Below are 17,223 nucleotides of genomic sequence, written 5' to 3' on the forward strand. Positions count from 1 at the left end.
TCGATTTAAATTTTTTCTTGTATAATTGTAAAAAGGCATAAAAAAGTGTAACTAAGTAAAGTTTCTCTTATTTTTGTATAATGAAAAAGATATTTATAATAATTGCATTAATAGTTGCCTGTTACAGTAATGCTCAAGAAACTAAGAGTTATAAATTAATTCAAGTAGATGAGTATCCATTATTTAAAGGAACAAAGGCTTTGTATTCAAAAAATAGAGCAAAGTTCAATTCCTTTTTACAAAAAAAGTTTCTATCTAAAGTAGATTATAAAATTTTAGGACTTGTAATAACTGATTATAAATTTTATGTTGAAATTCATATTGATCTAAATAAGAATGTAAAAGTTATAAATACAAGTGAGAAAGATAAAGATTTACATAAGGAAATCGTACGAGTGGTAGAAGAGTTTAAAGTTAAAAAAGCAGCAAAGCTAAATGGCAAAAGTGTGGCAGTAACATTTATTCTACCTTTTAAGATAAATAGTAAAATTAATAATTTATTCAATTAATATGATTACAGTTATAGCTGCTATTGCACAAAATTACGCTTTAGGTAAAGACAACGATTTAATTTGGCATTTACCTGCAGATTTAAAAAGATTTAAAAAAGTTACAACAGGTCATTATATTTTAATGGGTAGAAATACTTTTGAATCTATTGGTAAGCCTTTGCCAAATAGAACCACAATTATTATTACAAGAAATAAAAATTACTTTAAAGATGGTTGCTTAATTGCTAATAGTTTAGAAGAAGCTATTGAAATGGCAAAAGAAGAAGAAAAGATTTTTATAATTGGTGGTGCACAAATTTACAAAGAAACAATTGCTAAAAATTTAGCAGATCGACTAGATATTACATTGGTTCATAAATCTTTTGAAGCTGATGTATTTTTTCCGGAAATAGACCCAAAAATTTGGAAAGAAGATTCTAGAGAAGATTTTACAGCGGATGAAAAAAATAAATTAGATTACAGTTTTGTTTCTTATACAAAAGTTAATTAATTCTTCCGGTTCTAAAACCGCCTCCCAAACTCATTTTATATTTTCTTTGAGCAAATAAAAAATAATTAAAAAGTTTGTAGTTAACTTCATAGCCATAATCTATGTTTGAATTATAATCTATTATGTTTTCATAAATTCCTTGATTATAACTTGTTGGATTTTGAGCGCGCTGATTCCAGGTAATTACCCAAACTTTATTTCTAGCTTCTAGATAATTTTGGTCATAAAACCCTTCTGGTTTTGCAACACTAGCAAGGTAAGATGAAAAACCCGGATCTATAATAATTATTTCATATTCTAAGCTATCATTAGCAATTACAACAGGTTCTTCTTTTGTGCTATTATTTGAGTTGCTTAATGTAGATGCACAAGAAAAAAGTACAATACAAGATAAAATTAGAAAAGAAATGTATTTTAAGATTTTCATAATCAGAGATTTTAATGTTAGTAAAGTTGCAAAAAATAATCTAAAATAGATTGATTTTTAATTGATTTAACATTAATTTTATCCATTAACCAACCTTTAATTATGAAATATTTAATTCTACTTCTTGTCTTTACTTTTCAATTTTCTCAAGCTCAGATTTTATCAGAAAGAGAAAGAGCAATATTAAAAGATAATTTATTAGAAGATCGATTTACTAATTTATTGCCACAATTAATGGATGCTGCAGACATAGATATGTGGCTGTTAATTTCTAGAGAATACAACGAAGATCCTGTTTTAAAAACCATGTTACCCGCTACATGGTTAAATGCACGAAGAAGAACTATTATTGTTTTTTATAGAGATAAAGCTAAAAATACGTTAGAAAGATTAGCAGTTGCAAGATATGATATTGGTAAAAATATAAAATCTGCTTGGGACAAAGAAAAAGAGCCAGATCAATGGAAAGCTTTATCGGAAATTATAAAGAATAGAAATCCGAATAAAATAGGAGTTAATATTTCTAAATATTTTGCTTTGGCAGATGGTTTGGTTAAAACAGATTATGATGAGTTATTAGAAAATCTACCAAAATCGTATGTTAATAAAGTGGTTTCGGCAGAAAAACTTGCCATTGGTTGGATTGAAACAAGAACTGCCAAAGAAATGAAATTGTACAAAGAGCTAGTACAAATTACACACAATATTATTGCAGATACTTTTTCATCAAAAACAATCATTCCAGGTAAAACTACTACAGAAGATTTGGTGTGGTATCTACGTCAAAAAGTAACCGATTTAGGTTTAGAAACATGGTTTCATCCTACAATAGATATCCAAAGAAATAACGAAGTTTTAAAATCGCACATAGAGTCGTTTTCTAAAGGAAAAGAGAAGAAAATTATCTTAAAAGGCGATTTATTACATTGCGATTTCGGAATTACTTATATTGGTCTAAATACAGATTGCCAGCAGCACGCATATGTTTTAAAGGATAACGAGAATTCTGTGCCAACATTTTTAGTAGATGCCTTTAAAAAAGGAAATCGAGTACAAGATATTTTAACTTCTAACATGAAAGTTGGTAAAACAGGAAATCAAATATTAAAAGAATCTTTAATTCAAGGAAGAAAAGAAGGTTTGGTTCCTTCTATATATACGCATCCTTTGGGTATGTATGGGCATAGTGCTGGTACAACAATTGGTATGTGGGATTCTCAAAACGGAGTGCCAGTAAACGGAGATTATCCTTTACATAAAAATACAGTATATGCCATAGAATTAAATACAACTGTAGCTTTAAAAGAATGGAACAAAAACATTAGAATTATGTTAGAAGAAGCTGGTTTTTTTGGAAATAATATTTTTGAATATGTAAATTCTAGGCAAACAGAAATTATACCAATTAAAATTAAGTAGATGAAAAATAGGTGTTTTTGGGTTACTGATAGTCAATTATATATTGATTATCATGATAACGAATGGGGAAAACCAGTTTTTGATGATGAAACACTCTTTGAATTTTTAGTTTTAGAAACTTTTCAGGCAGGTTTAAGTTGGATAACAATTTTAAATAAAAGAGAAAACTTTAGAAAAGCATTTGATAATTTTGATTATCAGAAAATTTCTAAATATTCAGAAAAAAAATATGAATCTTTGCTTCAAGATGCTGGTATCATCAGAAACAAATTAAAAATAAGAAGTGCAATTACAAATGCGCAATTGTTTATTGATATACAGAAAGAGTTTGGTTCATTTTCTAAGTTTATTTGGTCATATGTAAATCATAAACCAATTTTAAATAAATTTCATAAAAGAGAAGACGTGCCAGCAACTACTAAATTATCTGATATTATTTCTAAAGATTTAAAAAAACGCGGATTCAAATTTGTTGGTTCTACCGTAGTTTATGCTTATATGCAAGCTGTCGGTATGGTTAACGATCACACAACAAACTGTTTTAAATATCCAACAGAATGAAAATTTTAAAAGTACCTGCTAAAGACTTAAAAGCTATATTTTATACATTTAGTAGAAGAATAGGCATATTTGTAATATTTGTGTTTTTTCTGTTTTTTGATAGTTTATATTTTGCAGAAAACGTTACAAACTCTCAATTACCCATTAATATTTTAATGTTAATTGGTTTTGTAGTAATGTATTTTAGAGCGAATAAAAGAACCCAAGAGTTAATGATTTATGCGGTAATTTTAGGTTTTGGAGGCGAGTATCTTTTTTCGAGACTTTTAAATATGTACACATATAGATTAGAAAATGTACCTTTATATGTACCATTTGGTCATGCAGCATTATATGGTAGAATTTTTATGTTTAGCAAAGCACCAATAGTAAGAAAATACCACGAGGCAGTAGAAGAACTGTTTGCTTTAATAATTGTTTTATTGGCAACAGTTTATGTAGTTTTCTTTAATGATGTGTTTGGTTTTGCAATGACTATTGTAGTTTTCTTGCTACTGTGGACTCGTCCAAAAGAAAAATTATTCTTTTTTTCGATGTACATTTTAGTGGCGATTTTAGAAATAGGAGGTACAGCATTCGGTTGCTGGAAATGGCCAAGTACGGCCTTTGGTGTTTTCGATTTTTTACCTAGTAATAATCCGCCAAGTGGTATTAGCTTGTTCTATTTTTTATTAGATATTGGTTGTTTCTTTATCTATACTCAACGCAATAAAATAGCTTGGAAAAGATTAAAGAACATAGAAAAGATATAAATTAACTACCTGCCAATAATCGTATGGTTACAAATATAATGATAACCAAACTACCATAAATTAGTACTTTTTTACCAGCGTTTTTGTAATATCTTTCATGACTTTTAATATCTTTTCTGTAGCTATAAACCATTAAAGCTATAAATGATAGAATAAAGAAAATCATAAAAATAATTCTACCGGTTGTAAAATAAGCGCTTAAAAACATAGGTTATAATTTTTTGTAAAATTGAATAATTATTATTTTTTCTTATCTAAGATTTTTCGATACCTTGTAAAGATGTAACAAACATTATAAGTTGCAAAATTACGAATTTATAAACTTCTAATAATTAAAATATATATGAAAGATAAAATTAATTCTGTACACGATTTTCATACAGCATTTGGTGCAGGAATAAAAAATGAACCAACTGCAAATATTACAGAAAATAGAAATTTGCTTCGTTATAATTTAATGAAAGAAGAAAATGAAGAATATTTAGAGGCTGCCAATAATAATGATTTGGTAGAAGTTGCAGATGCTCTAGGTGATATGCTATATATTTTGTGTGGCACAATCATAGAACACGGCATGCAAGATAAAATTACCGAAGTTTTTAACGAAATTCATAGGAGTAATATGAGTAAGTTAGGCGAAGACGGAAAACCAATTTACCGAGAAGATGGTAAAGTTTTAAAAGGACCTGATTATTTTAAACCAAATATTAAAGAAATATTAGATAGATAAAACTCAATCGAAATTTGATATATTTTTTTTAATATAAGCTAAAGTCAACTTTACAATATCGTCTTCATATTTATAAAATCGATGATCTAATTCATCCCAAAGATCGATATTAGATTCCTTTTGCATTAAAATGCGTTGTCTTATTGTTTGATTTTTTGGAACTGGAATTTGCGGAAATAACATAATAGCTTCAGATAGAATATCTATTGTTTTTTCTGCATTTATAGCTAAGTACGCGTGAAAAATCTCATGTGCAAATTGACCTGCTGAACTAAAAAAGAACTGAATAAATCCGCCATTTGTAACATTATCTTCTAAAATATCTATATAAATAAACGTTTTTTCAAATTCGTTTAAATTTTCAAAATTATTTTTTTTAGGTATTTTTTTACCAATAATTTCTCCAATTCTTGTAATTTTTTCAGAATCATCATTTAATAAAAGTGCAATTTCTGTTGATGTCATAAATTATAATTTCACACGTTTTAATGCCATAGCTTTAATCATCCAATTGGGTAAAGGTTTTTTAGGATTTCTATTTTTTAGATTGATATGAATGCCTAAACTTTTAATTAGCGGTACTTTATTTGTTTCGATAAATTCGATAAGCGTACCATCATAATCTTCAATATATCCCCAATGCCCATTTGCATCGCCCATATTAAAAGATGGTTGACTAATCACCTGAAAAGGAACTTCTTTTTGTTTACATTCTTCTTTTAATACCTTTAAATTTTTAACGTCAAAACATAAATGAATATAGCCTAAATCTCCCCAATATCTATTTTTAAATATTTTTGTTGGCTCGTTTTCTAAACACTGAATAAGTTCTATTTCACTAGTTCCAAAAAACTTGGAAAAGCCACCAACTCGCTTTTTAGAATGTGTAAGTAAAATGCGTCTAAAGCTTTTACTACCATTTTTTAAATCTTCAAGATCATCAAAATTATCAGTTTTATCGAAAATAACTTTATCATAACCCAAAACGTCTTTATAAAGTTTTAGTGAAACATCAATATTAGAAACTCCGATTGCTGCTCCAGAAATACCACCAACATCAATTTTTTTATTTTGATAGAAAGAAGTGTGCTCTTTTATTTTTAAAATATTATCAAAGGGATCTTTTAAAAAGAAACATTTTACGCCGCTTGGATCTTTTTTAATTTCAGAAAGAATATTTTCGTTGCTGCTTTTTAAGCGGTTATATGTTGCTGTAATATTATTTGTTTTAACAAACGGAAACTGAATGCCTAAATCGCCTACTTTAAATTCATTTTCTGGTTTAGATGGTTTTCTATTTGTGTATTGCCAAATTTCGTAACCACCACCACCTTGCATGTTTAAGCCTAGTAAAGCTCTTTTTTTTCTTGGTTTACCGCCCATATATTTTGCCATATATGTTGCTTCGTTACTATCATCAAAAATTAAAGCATCTGCACCAAGTTTTGTTGCGTACCATTTAAATGCAATGTCTGCATTTTTTACACCAATACCAATTTGCTGAATACCGTAAATTAATTTTTCTTTCATTTTATAGTTAGGTTGCAATTTTTTAAAACAGAGTCTAAATGTTTCAGAACAAACCTTTTTTAAGCTCTACTAAATTACTGAATCTATTCTGAAGTCTCTTTTATAAGTACGTAAATTTTTAGTAAAGAGTTTTCTTCTAATTTTTTTAAGCAAAAAAAGTCTTGATAAATTAATATCAAGACTTTTAGTATGTGTGTAGAATTGTTTTTATTTTGTTGCTTTATCAAAAGCGTTTTTTCCGCCAACAATTGGTAATGTTATAGAAGTACCATTTAAATCTACAGTAAGTTCTGTGCCAGGTTCTGGTAATAAAGTAAAATTATTATCACTAGAAAAAATCATTAACCCAATTTGTTGTCCTTTTTTGATAATTTGATCATCTGGTTGCAAATCAAAAGTCATTTCATAAAATTTACCTGGTTTTAAAGGAGCACTTTTAGTTAATGATTTATGATTTTGTAAATCTGCCCAACCACGAGTAATAATATTGTCTGTTATTTTGGCTCTTCTACCTTTAGTCCATGGTAAAGAAACTAACCATACAGATAAGTTTACTGCAGGTTTACTACTAGATGCTTTAATTGTTATAGATGATAAACCAGAAATATGTAAATCTTCTTTTAGAACATCAGAAACATATATTAAACGATGATTTGTGTTTTCTGCTTGCGCTAAACTTTCGCCAGAAAAAGAATAATTATCAACTAAAGTTTCTTTTGTATTAGACGAATTAGATCTTACTAATTTTCCGGCTTTTGGTGCACCAGGCTCTAAATAAAGAGTTACCGGTTTAGCCGCCGGATTTGGATAATCTCTATACGGAGTTGGCTGGGTTCTTTTATCATTTTCTCTTACAATCCAAGCTCTATCATCTTTTTCTACATTATTTTGAACACCGTGTAAATAACGAGTAAACCAACGATTCATCATTTTCATTGGCGGTGGGCCACCATGACCGTTTTGGTGATAGAATATCTGAGATGGAAGCCCCATTTGTTTTGCTTTTGCATAAATTCTGTAACTATGCTCTGGCATTACGTTCCAATCATTAAAACCATGAGACATTAATAATGCAGCTTTCATTGGTTTCATATCATTTAGATAATCTCTACCAGCCCAAAAATCATTATAATCTCCTGTTTGCCTATCCATTCCGTTAGCCAGTTCAGTATCTCTAATAACCTTATTATTATGTGGTCTGTTTTCTTCTTTACCACTATGAATGTAATCGTATAAAACATCAATATCTTCACCTAAATATCCGCCAGGAGATCTAACCAAACCGTTAGATCTGTAATAATGATAATAAGAAGTATTTGGTGCAACAGGTATAATGGCTTCTAAGCCTTTAACACCTGTTGTTGCTGCAGCTAACGGAATTGTACCATTGTAAGAAGTACCTGTCATACCAACTTTTCCGGTACTCCAATATGCTTTAACTTCTTTGTTTCCTTCTCTTTCGGTATAACCTTTTGCTCGTCCGTTTAACCAATCTATTACTGCTTTTGGCGCTAAAGATTCATTGTCTCCTCCAACAGTTGGTGATCCATCAGATAAACCAGTTCCTGGTGATGATGAATGCACAACAATATAACCCCTAGGAACCCAAGTTCTAACTTGAGAATTTGAAATTATAGGTCTTTTTCCTCTTCGAACAACTTCTACTCTTGTTCTTTGTTTTTCTTTTGCGCCAATTTCATGTTTAACATCCCAAAATAAACCAGGTGTGTCACTTGCTGTCCCTGCATAGTAAGGGCTAGATTCGTAAACAATAGGTAATTTTAAACCTTCTGTTTCTGTTTGTAGAGGTCTTGTAACATCTACATGCATTCTATCTAGTTTTCCGTCACCATCGGTGTCAAAGGAGGTTTCTACCCATAAATCTGTTCGAATCCACTTGCTTGAATCTTTAAAACCTTCAACAATTTGTGCTTCGCCATCTTTAAAAAAAGGTTTCGATTTTTCTTGAGCACTAATGGTAAAAGCAATAAGAAAGACAATTAAAAATTGATGTATTTTTTTCATAGTTTATTATTTATTTTAAAACAGAAAATTCTATTGAAGAATCTGTAAATACAGTGTGGGTTTGAGTTTTAAAATCTTTTTCATCTGCTTTGTAAATATTATCTACATAGGTCTGCGGATTTAAATCGATTAGAGGAAACCATGTACTCTGCACTTGTATTTGTAGTTTGTGTCCTTTTTTAAATGTGTGAAAAACGTCTTGTAACTTAATATTTACAGCTGTTTTTTTATTTGGAGTAAAAGGTTCTGGTTTTTCAAAACTATTTCTAAATCTTCCTCTTAAAACTTCACTTCTAACCATTAAATGGTAGTTGCTCATTTTTAAATGGTTTTGAAGTTTTTTATTGTCTTCTTTTACATTATCAGGGTGTACATCTATAACCTTTACAACCCAATCTGCTGCAGAACCTGTAGTAGCTACTTTTAATTTTGCTAAAATGTCTCCTGCTAATGTAAAATCTTCAGTTAAAACATCTGTTTCAAAGACTAAAACATCTGGTCTTCTAGCGGCAAAACGTTGGTCATCTGTCATGTACTTTCTTGGTGTAAAAACCGTTTTAATGTCTTCAGAATAAGGTACAGGATGTTTAATATCACTAATAAAATTAACAGCTTTCGTCGATTTTTTTGATGCAGTTAGTTCTTGGTTTTCAGATAAAAACCAGTTTTCTTTTACAATATTTTTTGGAGGCCAAGTATCATAAGACTTCCATTCTTTTTTGCCAGAATCAAAAACATAGGCTTCTGGTAAACCAGAGTTTTTATCTCCATTTCCTTTTAAGAAATGATTAAAAAATTTAGTTTCAATTTCTTTTTGAAATTTTAAAGAAATAGAGTCGCCAAAATAATAATTACCAACATAATTCTCTACGCCAGTTCTAGACCATTTACCATGATCCCAAGGACCGAAAACCAATGTGTTATAATTGTCTTTACCGTGTTTTTCTATAGCTTTGTAAGTTTCTAAAGGTCCGTATAAATCTTCTGCATCAAACTCACCAGCAACAACCATTGTTGCAACTGTAGATGGAACTCTATTTAAATGCTGAATGATTCCTTTACTTTTCCAGTTTTCATCATAATTAGGATGCTCTACAATTTCCTTCCAGAAAAAATCATCAATTCTATCTTTATTTTCAGCAGAAGTTACATCTAATTTGTCATATTGAAAATATTCATTTAAATTCTTTAAAGGTCCTTTGTCTAAGAAAAATTGATATTGATCTTTAGATTCCATTTTAGGAAAAGAGTACCAAGCAGAATCTGTTGGTGTGTCTTTGTAAGTTCCAAATAAAGAAATCGCTCTAAAATAACTTAATAAAAAAGCTCCGTTATGATGAAAATCATCAAAGAAAAAATCACCAATACTTGCTTGCGGTGAAGCTGCTTTTAATGCAGGGTGTGCATCTATAGAAGAAACAGTAGCGTAATGTCCTGGATATGAAATTCCCCAAGTACCAACGTTTCCGTTATTATTTTCAACATTTTTAACCAACCAATCGATAGTATCGTAAGTATCAGAAACTTCATCAGATTGGTTTGCTTCTTTATTAGGTATGTAAGCGCGCATGTTGTCATAAACACCTTCACTCATCCATCTACCACGTACATCTTGGTAAACCACAATGTTACCTTCTTTCATTAAATGAACGTTTGGGCCAATTTTAGATTTCATTTTACCTTCTCCGTATGGCGCAGAACTATATGGAGTTCTTTGCATTAAAATAGGGTATTTTTTAGAAGTATCTTTTGGTGAATAAATTGTTGTATGCAATTTAGTACCATCTCGCATTTCGATATCTACCTCTTTTTTTGTGTAATTATCTGCAACGTAAGAATCTTTTTTCTTTTCTTTTTCTGTTGTTTTTTCACAAGAAGTGATGATAAAAATGCTAAATAATAATAAGATAAATTTTGTTTTCATAATGATGATTGGTTTGTGGTTATAAAACTACAAAAACTTAACTTAAATTGCTCTAGTAAAGCATAAAAGAGGCTTTGTTAAAATCATAATTATTTCTTAAAATTGATTGTGTCTCCTAGTTGTACATGGTTTTTTAGACTTTATCTTTTATTTTTGTATTGATAAATTTAAAAACTATAAATTATGAAAACTTCAATTTTTACACTTGTGATGTGTTGTTTTTTGTCAATTTCTAATTTTGCTCAATCTAATAGTGACGCTATTAAAGTAGGTGATGTTTTTACAGTAGGCAAAGTTGAAATGAATAATTATAAGCACATTAAATTTCCTAGAAACAACTTTATTATTAAAAGAGGTGGTATTGCAACTTATAAAAATGTTGTAAACAAAGAAGTGAAAGTTACTTCTTTAGAAGAAAAAAAAGATGGTAGTTTAGAAGCTGTAATTGAACTAACATCTGGACGTTATTTTTTTAAAAGCCACAAATACATTAAAGTAGATTTAAATAAAGCATTAAATTCTAAAGAATTAATTGAAAGCTAAATTTGCTATCATCAACTAAATAAAAATTAAAAAACTTTCTTCTTAGAAAGTTTTTTTTATGCTTTATATTGTGATTTCTTAAAATTCTATACTTATGAAAAATATATTTCTATTGTTTTTGTGTTTTTTCAGCTTGAGTTGCTCAAATAAAAAAGTAGAACAAGTAGACATAAAAGAAAAACCATTACCAACTTTAGTAGACGGTAGATATAATGTTGCATTTCTTATTATGGATGGTACATTTAATACCGAACTAACAGCGCCATTTGATATTTTTCAGCATACTATTTTTAGAAAAAATATAAAAGCTATGAATGTTTTTACGGTAGCAAATACAAATGAAGCTGTTACAACATTCGAAGGAATGAGAATTTTACCAGATTATAATTATCTAAAAGATAAGTTACCTAAAATAGATATTTTAGTTGTTCCGTCTGCAGAACATCATTTAGATACAGATTTAGATGATACAAAAATGATAGATTTTGTAAACCAAGTGGCTAAAGATGCAAGTTTTATTACTTCACATTGCGACGGTGCTTTTGTATTAGCCAAAGCAGGGTTGTTAAAAGATAAAATTTCGACAACTTTTCCTAGTGATATAGACAAAATGAGAGAAACGTTTCCAGGTTTAGACATTAGAAAAGAAGTTTTATTTGTGCATGACAGTAACGTAATTACTTCTGCTGGTGGCGCAAAATCTTTTGAAGCTGCTTTGTATTTATGCGAGTATTTGTACGGAAAGGAAATAGCAAAATCGTTAGCAGGTGGTTTAGTTATAGATTGGAATTTAGAAAATGTACCACATTTAATTGTAGATTAAGCAATAATTTTACGTAATAAATTCCTATTTACTTGCGCATTTCTTGTAGAGCTTGTTTTTGATCAAAAAATAGAAAAATTCTTTTTAAGTCTAAGTAGTTGACAGATTTTCTCCTTATTTTTGCAAACTATGCAAGAAACAAAGAAACATCAACTAACAGATTGGTTACCAACTACAAACAAAGAGGTTAAAATTCGAGGTTGGGAAGAATTAGACGTGATTCTATTTAGCGGAGACGCTTATGTAGATCATCCGTCTTTTGGGCCTGCTGTAATTGGTAGAATTTTAGAAAGTTATGGTTTACGTGTGGCAATTGTACCACAACCAAGTGTAAACGATAACTTACAAGATTTTGAAAAATTAGGTAAGCCTCGTTTATTCTTTGCCGCTACTGGTGGTTGTATGGATCCGATGGTTTCTAATTATACAGCAAGCAAAAAAAGACGTGATAAAGATGCATATACGCCTAACGGAGATAAAGGTTTTAGACCTGATTATGCAACCTCTGTATATTCTAAAATTTTAAAAGAAAAGTTTCCTGATGTACCTGTTTTAATTGGAGGAATTGAAGCATCGTTAAGACGTGTAACTCATTATGATTATTGGTCGGATAAGTTGTTGCCTTCTATTTTAGAAACTTCTAAAGCAGATATGTTGGTTTACGGAATGGGTGAACAGCCTTTACGAGAAATTGTAGAGTTGTTGCAAAAAGGTGTGCCTTTTTCTAGCTTAAAAAACATTAAACAAACTGCGGTTTTAATCAATCAAAAAGAAGAAAAAATACCTGTAGTTAATGGTTGGGAAGATGTTACAATTAATTCTCATGAAGCATGTTTAAAAGATAAAAAAACATTTGCTTCTAATTTTAAAGTGATAGAACAAGAATCTAATAAGTTAAAAGCCAGAAGAATTCTACAAGGAATAGGAGAGAATACCTTGGTAATTAATCCGCCTTACCCAACAATGACAGAAAAGGAAATTGATGGGTCTTTCGATTTGCCTTACACTCGTTTACCACATCCAAAATATAACAAACGTGGACCAATACCTGCGTTTGAAATGATTAAATTCTCAATAAATATACATAGAGGATGTTTTGGTGGATGTAGCTTTTGTACAATTTCTGCTCATCAAGGTAAATTTATTGCAAGTAGAAGTCAAGAGTCTGTTTTAAAGGAAGTTGATAAAGTTGCAAATATGCCAGATTTTAAAGGATATTTATCTGATATTGGTGGTCCGTCTGCAAATATGTATCAAATGAAAGGTAAAGTACAATCTATTTGCGATAAGTGTGTTGCACCAAGTTGTATTTCGCCGGTAATTTGTTCTAATTTAGATACTTCTCACAAACCTTTAACAGAATTATATCAAGCAGTTGATAAACATCCGAAGATTAAAAAATCTTTTATTGGAAGCGGAATTAGACATGATATGTTGGTGCCAGAATTCAATAAAAATGCAGATCCAAAAGAATTGGATGCATATACAGAAGAGGTAATGACTAAACACGTTTCTGGACGTTTAAAAGTTGCACCAGAACATACTTCAGATCCTGTTTTAAAATTGATGCGTAAGCCTTCTTTTAAATATTTTCATATGTTTAAAGAGCGTTTCGATAAAATAAATATCAAGAGAAGATTAAATCTGCAATTGATACCTTATTTTATTTCAAGTCATCCGGCAAGTGAAGTAGAAGATATGGCAAATTTAGCTGCAGAAACTAAAGATATGGGCTTTCAGTTAGAGCAAGTTCAGGGTTTTACACCAACGCCTATGACTGTTGCAACCGTAATTTATTATTCAGGTTATCATCCGTATACATTAAAACCAACCAAAACTCCTAAAACAAAAAAGGAAAGAGAAGATCAGCATAAATTTTTCTTTTGGTATAAAAAAGAAAACAAAGATTGGATTCGAAATACGTTAAGTAAAGTTGGTAGGCCAGATTTATTAAAAGTATTGTTACCCGAAACAAATTCGTGGCAAAAGAATAAAAAAGCAAAACCTGCTAAAAATACTTTTGATGATGCTGTTCCTTTTAATAGAAGAAAGAAAAAAGCTAGTAGAAGTTCTTCTAAAAAAAGAAGACGATAAATTAAAAAAAATGATAACCATTAAATTTACTATGATTTAATGGTTATTTTTTTACAGCAATCATCATATGCGGACTAAATGGAAGCAAATACTCGTCATTCTGAGTTAACTTCTGTAAAGATTTTAAAGTTTTAGATTTCTTTTTATCTAACATATTCGCAAAGTATTCATTGTCTAACCAAATCATACCTTCAACAGCATAAAGATTTATAAATGAAAGGTTTTGCTCTAAAAACTCTGTTTTTAAAGTTGCAGGTTTATGATAATAGGCATCAGCTAATAAAAAAGGAAAATCTTTAGGCGCATTATGCACACCAGTAGTTAATTCTTTTTTACACATATCAAAAAATGAATTTGCATGTATCATTCCGTTCATTAACCCAACAACAGTAGATGCAGTTGCGTTAATTGCGAAACCTAAAATAATTCCGCCTTTTTTAAGAACTCTTTTTGCTTCTAATATTGCTGCAATTCTATCTTCTCTTTTTTGTAGATGATATAAAGGGCCATGTAATATTACTAAATCTGCTGAATTATCTTTAAAAGGAAGTTTTTTTGCTTCGCCAATAGTTACAGAAAAAGGTTTTTTTAATTTTTTTGCTCTTTTTTCTGCAAGTTTTATATGTTTTAAAACAGGTTCTATTAAATGCACTGTATGATTTTGTTTCGCTAACCATTCAGAATATTTTCCAGTTCCACCACCAACATCTACAACAGTAATTTTATCTTTTAAAATATGAAGTTGTATTAATTCTTTAATACGTTCAAATTCAAAAATCCCCATACCTTTTTCTAGGCGAGTTTCTTCGGAAGCTTTGTTGTAAAAATCTTCTAATTCTTTGCTAATTAATTGCTGTTTCTTCAAGTTGTACTTTTAAAAAGTTAAAAGTAAATAATTTAAAACAATTAAGTATAAAACCGTAAAAGTGATTGTGAATAAATATTATCTAACGTGTGTTTTTAAGAAAGCAATGGTTCTTTCCCAAGATAAATCTGCCGCAGCCTCATCAAATCTTGGTGTTGTATTGTTATGAAAACCATGATTAACTTCTGGGTAAAAATGTGCAGTATATGTTATTTTATTTTCTTTCAATACTTTTTCAAATGCAGGCCAACCTTCGTTTACCCTTTTGTCTAAACCAGCATATTGTAAAAGTAAAGGAGCTTTTATTTTAACTGCATCTTTTGCTTCTGGTTGTCTACCATAATAAGGAACAGCAGCAGATAATTCTGGTAATCTTACCGCCATCATATTAGATATCCATCCGCCAAAACAAAAACCTACTACACCAACTTTACCGTTACAATCTTTATGATTTTTTAAATAATTGTAACCAGCAATAAAGTCTTCTAGCATTTCTATTCGATCTCTTTTCTTCTGCATTGCTCTACCTTCATCATCACTTCCTGGGTAACCGCCTAAAGGAGCTAATGCATCTGGAGCTAATGTTATAAAACCATCTAAAGCAGCTCTTCTACCAACATCTTTTATATACGGATTTAAACCTCTATTTTCATGAACTACTATTAAACCAGGTAGTTTTCTAATATTTTTTACACGTTTAGAAAGTAAACCATTCATTTTTTTACCTCCTTTTGGAGATTCATAATGTATTGTTTCTGATTTTAATCTAGGATCGTCTGGTTGAACCGTAATAGCATCAATATAATTAGGAGAAATAAAACTTAATAAAGAAGGTAAGGTAATTGCACCAACAGCAAATAAAGAAAGTTTTTGTAAAAATTCTTTTCTGTCCATTTTATTGTGCGCATAATCGTCATATAAATCAAAAACTTCTTGACTTATGTCTTCTTTTTTTAAATTTTGCATGTTGCTTTTATTTAGGATTCTAATTTAAATCTAAAGTACTTAAAAATGAAGTAAATATTATATTTAACGGTTAAGTTTAAGTTAAACTGCCTTTTCGAGAGCTATATAATGCGTTGTGTTTTCTATTGATAAAGGGAAGATTTTAATTTCGCATTTATATGCAGTTTTGTCTTTCTTATAATTTAAAACTGTTTCTTCAAAAGGCTTGTTTGCTATTAATTTTTTTCTAATTCTAGCTCTTGTCTCTTCACATGTATTGTCTCCTTGAAGAAAAGTTGGCGTTTTGTTAATAGCGTACTTTTTACTGAAACCTGTCATTTTTTTAAAGCCATCATTCACCCAAATAATTTCTTGATCTTTATTCGTTAGCACAATTGTTTCGAAATCTTGATTTTTAAAAATAACATCTACATCATTACACCAATTAAACTTATTTGCAAAGTTTTTTATTGTATTGATATCGTTTTTTCTGTTGATTTTTTTTATTTCATCAGTAAAATAATCTATGTAAAAGTCAAAACTTTTTATTGGGGCTTTAAGAAAATCCGAAGATGAAATTTGACTTTTTAAGCACGTATAATCGTGTTCATTTTGCGAAGACAAAAACAAATCTAAACACATCATACCAGCCAAATTATTTCTCATAATAAAAAGAGTTTTTTAAATTAAACAGCTAAGCTATAAAAAAATGCTTAGAATTTATGTTAAAAAACTTATTTACAGTCCTTTTTATCTTGAATTTCACCTATTAAATTCCCTTTTTTATCGAATTTAAAGCCACAACAATCGATAAAGCCTTTTGCAATTAGTTTTCTTGCACGTTGAATTTGAGATTTTGTGGTTGATAAACTTTGTTCTAATTTAATGGCAATATCCTGTTGCTTTAGACCTTTGATGTCAGATAAAAATAATGGCTTTCTATATTTATCTGGCAGACTTTGTATAATACCTCTAAGGCAATCTTTTTCCGTATGGTTATTTATACTAATGTTCGTTTCAGATTCGAAATTTGCGATTTCAAAAGTTTGATTTGTGGTTTTCCAATAATTTAAAACGGAATTTCTAGCAATAGTAAAACACCAAGATTTTAATTTATTTAAATCTTTTAAAGTATGAATACTGGTGTGTATTTTTATAAAAGTTTCTTGTAAAACATCATCTGCTATTTCAGAGTTTTTTACTTTACTTAATATAAAATTTTTTAAATCATCAGAATAAAATGTCCAAACTTCTTTAGTAGTCATTTTTAAATATAAAAAAATATAAAAAACGAAACAATTTTAAAGTGTTAAGATTGTTTCGTTTTTTGTAAATTAATTTTTAGCAATTACAAGAATTACATGTGCAATTAACACATGTGCAGTCTTTACAAGATCCGTTTTTGCAGGCATTGCAATCGCATGTACAATTTTTATTTTTCATGATATTTGTTTTAATGTTCATATAATAGACTCAAAAAAGTTTAAAAAGACGCATTAATTTAAAATCTTTTTTTACTTAAAATAATAGTATTATTAAAAAAGAGTGGAGATTTGAATTTTAAAGTATAATTGATTGAAGTA

19 protein-coding genes are annotated in these 17,223 nt (G+C 29.4%); 9 read left to right on the forward strand and 10 right to left on the reverse strand.

The window, feature by feature from the left end; genetic code table 11:
• Positions 1–80 precede the first annotated feature (80 nt).
• Together BXQ17_RS13610 and BXQ17_RS13615 are read left to right on the forward strand one after the other, a co-directional pair.
• The gene (locus BXQ17_RS13610) at positions 81–509 is read left to right on the forward strand and encodes a hypothetical protein (protein ID WP_077811165.1); all 429 of its coding nucleotides are present in this window, start codon (positions 81–83) and stop codon (positions 507–509) included.
• 1 nt (position 510) lies between these two features.
• Positions 511–1,002: a dihydrofolate reductase gene (locus BXQ17_RS13615; protein ID WP_077811166.1), complete on the forward strand. Its 492-nt coding sequence runs from the start codon at positions 511–513 to the stop codon at positions 1,000–1,002.
• On the opposite strand, the gene BXQ17_RS13620 is transcribed toward BXQ17_RS13615, so the two are convergent.
• Positions 995–1,429 carry a DUF6146 family protein gene (locus BXQ17_RS13620; protein WP_077811167.1) on the reverse strand — a complete coding sequence of 145 codons (435 nt, stop codon included), beginning with the start codon at positions 1,427–1,429 and terminating at the stop codon, positions 995–997. The genes BXQ17_RS13615 and BXQ17_RS13620 overlap by 8 nt on opposite strands.
• Positions 1,430–1,531: 102 nt before the next feature.
• Between BXQ17_RS13620 and BXQ17_RS13625 the strand changes: the two genes are divergently transcribed.
• Genes BXQ17_RS13625 through BXQ17_RS13635 form a run of 3 tightly spaced genes read left to right on the forward strand, consistent with a single transcriptional unit; the run spans position 1,532 to position 4,161 of the window.
• Positions 1,532–2,848, forward strand: coding sequence for a M24 family metallopeptidase (locus BXQ17_RS13625; protein WP_187661410.1), 1,317 nt, complete (start codon positions 1,532–1,534; stop codon positions 2,846–2,848).
• Complete coding sequence (locus BXQ17_RS13630) at positions 2,849–3,409, forward strand: DNA-3-methyladenine glycosylase I (protein ID WP_077811169.1); 561 nt, start codon at positions 2,849–2,851, stop codon at positions 3,407–3,409. It begins immediately after the preceding gene.
• The gene (locus tag BXQ17_RS13635) at positions 3,406–4,161 is read left to right on the forward strand and encodes a hypothetical protein (protein WP_077811170.1); all 756 of its coding nucleotides are present in this window, start codon (positions 3,406–3,408) and stop codon (positions 4,159–4,161) included. The genes BXQ17_RS13630 and BXQ17_RS13635 overlap by 4 nt, the downstream gene beginning before the upstream one ends.
• Before the next feature lies 1 nt (position 4,162).
• Here the strand turns inward: BXQ17_RS13635 and BXQ17_RS13640 are convergent, their stop codons facing one another.
• The gene (locus BXQ17_RS13640) at positions 4,163–4,369 is read right to left on the reverse strand and encodes a hypothetical protein (RefSeq protein WP_077811171.1); all 207 of its coding nucleotides are present in this window, start codon (positions 4,367–4,369) and stop codon (positions 4,163–4,165) included.
• Between the two features lie 135 nt (positions 4,370–4,504).
• Here BXQ17_RS13640 and BXQ17_RS13645 point away from each other — a divergent pair, with 135 nt between their 5' ends.
• A complete protein-coding gene (locus BXQ17_RS13645) occupies positions 4,505–4,891 on the forward strand; it encodes a nucleoside triphosphate pyrophosphohydrolase family protein (protein WP_077811172.1) in 387 nt (128 codons plus the stop codon).
• A 3-nt stretch (positions 4,892–4,894) separates the two neighbouring features.
• Here BXQ17_RS13645 and BXQ17_RS13650 read toward each other — a convergent pair whose 3' ends face one another.
• From BXQ17_RS13650 to BXQ17_RS13665, 4 genes are all read right to left on the reverse strand, one after another.
• Complete coding sequence (locus tag BXQ17_RS13650) at positions 4,895–5,356, reverse strand: DMP19 family protein (RefSeq protein WP_077811173.1); 462 nt, start codon at positions 5,354–5,356, stop codon at positions 4,895–4,897.
• 3 nt (positions 5,357–5,359) lie between these two features.
• The gene (locus BXQ17_RS13655; RefSeq protein WP_077811174.1) at positions 5,360–6,421 is read right to left on the reverse strand and encodes a VOC family protein; all 1,062 of its coding nucleotides are present in this window, start codon (positions 6,419–6,421) and stop codon (positions 5,360–5,362) included.
• A 207-nt stretch (positions 6,422–6,628) separates the two neighbouring features.
• Positions 6,629–8,446 carry a Xaa-Pro dipeptidyl-peptidase gene (locus BXQ17_RS13660; protein WP_077811175.1) on the reverse strand — a complete coding sequence of 606 codons (1,818 nt, stop codon included), beginning with the start codon at positions 8,444–8,446 and terminating at the stop codon, positions 6,629–6,631.
• A gap of 10 nt (positions 8,447–8,456) precedes the next feature.
• Positions 8,457–10,370 (reverse strand): CocE/NonD family hydrolase, encoded by a 1,914-nt coding sequence (locus BXQ17_RS13665; RefSeq protein ID WP_077811176.1) that lies wholly within the window; start codon positions 10,368–10,370, stop codon positions 8,457–8,459.
• A gap of 183 nt (positions 10,371–10,553) precedes the next feature.
• On the opposite strand from BXQ17_RS13665, the gene BXQ17_RS13670 reads away from it, so the two are divergent.
• The 3 genes from BXQ17_RS13670 to BXQ17_RS13680 all read left to right on the forward strand — a co-directional run bounded on the left by BXQ17_RS13670 (position 10,554) and on the right by BXQ17_RS13680 (position 13,830).
• A complete protein-coding gene (locus BXQ17_RS13670; protein WP_077811177.1) occupies positions 10,554–10,913 on the forward strand; it encodes a dihydroorotase in 360 nt (119 codons plus the stop codon).
• A 94-nt stretch (positions 10,914–11,007) separates the two neighbouring features.
• Positions 11,008–11,736, forward strand: coding sequence for a DJ-1/PfpI family protein (locus BXQ17_RS13675; protein ID WP_077811178.1), 729 nt, complete (start codon positions 11,008–11,010; stop codon positions 11,734–11,736).
• 129 nt (positions 11,737–11,865) lie between these two features.
• A complete protein-coding gene (locus BXQ17_RS13680; RefSeq protein WP_077811179.1) occupies positions 11,866–13,830 on the forward strand; it encodes a YgiQ family radical SAM protein in 1,965 nt (654 codons plus the stop codon).
• A 43-nt stretch (positions 13,831–13,873) separates the two neighbouring features.
• Here BXQ17_RS13680 and BXQ17_RS13685 read toward each other — a convergent pair whose 3' ends face one another.
• The 4 genes from BXQ17_RS13685 to BXQ17_RS13700 all read right to left on the reverse strand — a co-directional run bounded on the left by BXQ17_RS13685 (position 13,874) and on the right by BXQ17_RS13700 (position 16,905).
• A complete protein-coding gene (locus BXQ17_RS13685; protein WP_077811180.1) occupies positions 13,874–14,695 on the reverse strand; it encodes a class I SAM-dependent methyltransferase in 822 nt (273 codons plus the stop codon).
• A 78-nt stretch (positions 14,696–14,773) separates the two neighbouring features.
• Positions 14,774–15,661, reverse strand: a complete 888-nt coding sequence (locus BXQ17_RS13690; protein ID WP_077811181.1) for a dienelactone hydrolase family protein — start codon at positions 15,659–15,661, stop codon at positions 14,774–14,776.
• An 81-nt stretch (positions 15,662–15,742) separates the two neighbouring features.
• Complete coding sequence (locus BXQ17_RS13695) at positions 15,743–16,306, reverse strand: PAS domain-containing protein (RefSeq protein WP_077811182.1); 564 nt, start codon at positions 16,304–16,306, stop codon at positions 15,743–15,745.
• A gap of 68 nt (positions 16,307–16,374) precedes the next feature.
• Positions 16,375–16,905: a sigma-70 family RNA polymerase sigma factor gene (locus BXQ17_RS13700; protein WP_077811183.1), complete on the reverse strand. Its 531-nt coding sequence runs from the start codon at positions 16,903–16,905 to the stop codon at positions 16,375–16,377.
• Between the last annotated feature and the right edge of the window lie 318 nt (positions 16,906–17,223).

The sequence above is a fragment of the Polaribacter sp. BM10 genome (assembly GCF_002005425.1).
GTDB lineage: Bacteria > Bacteroidota > Bacteroidia > Flavobacteriales > Flavobacteriaceae > Polaribacter > Polaribacter marinaquae.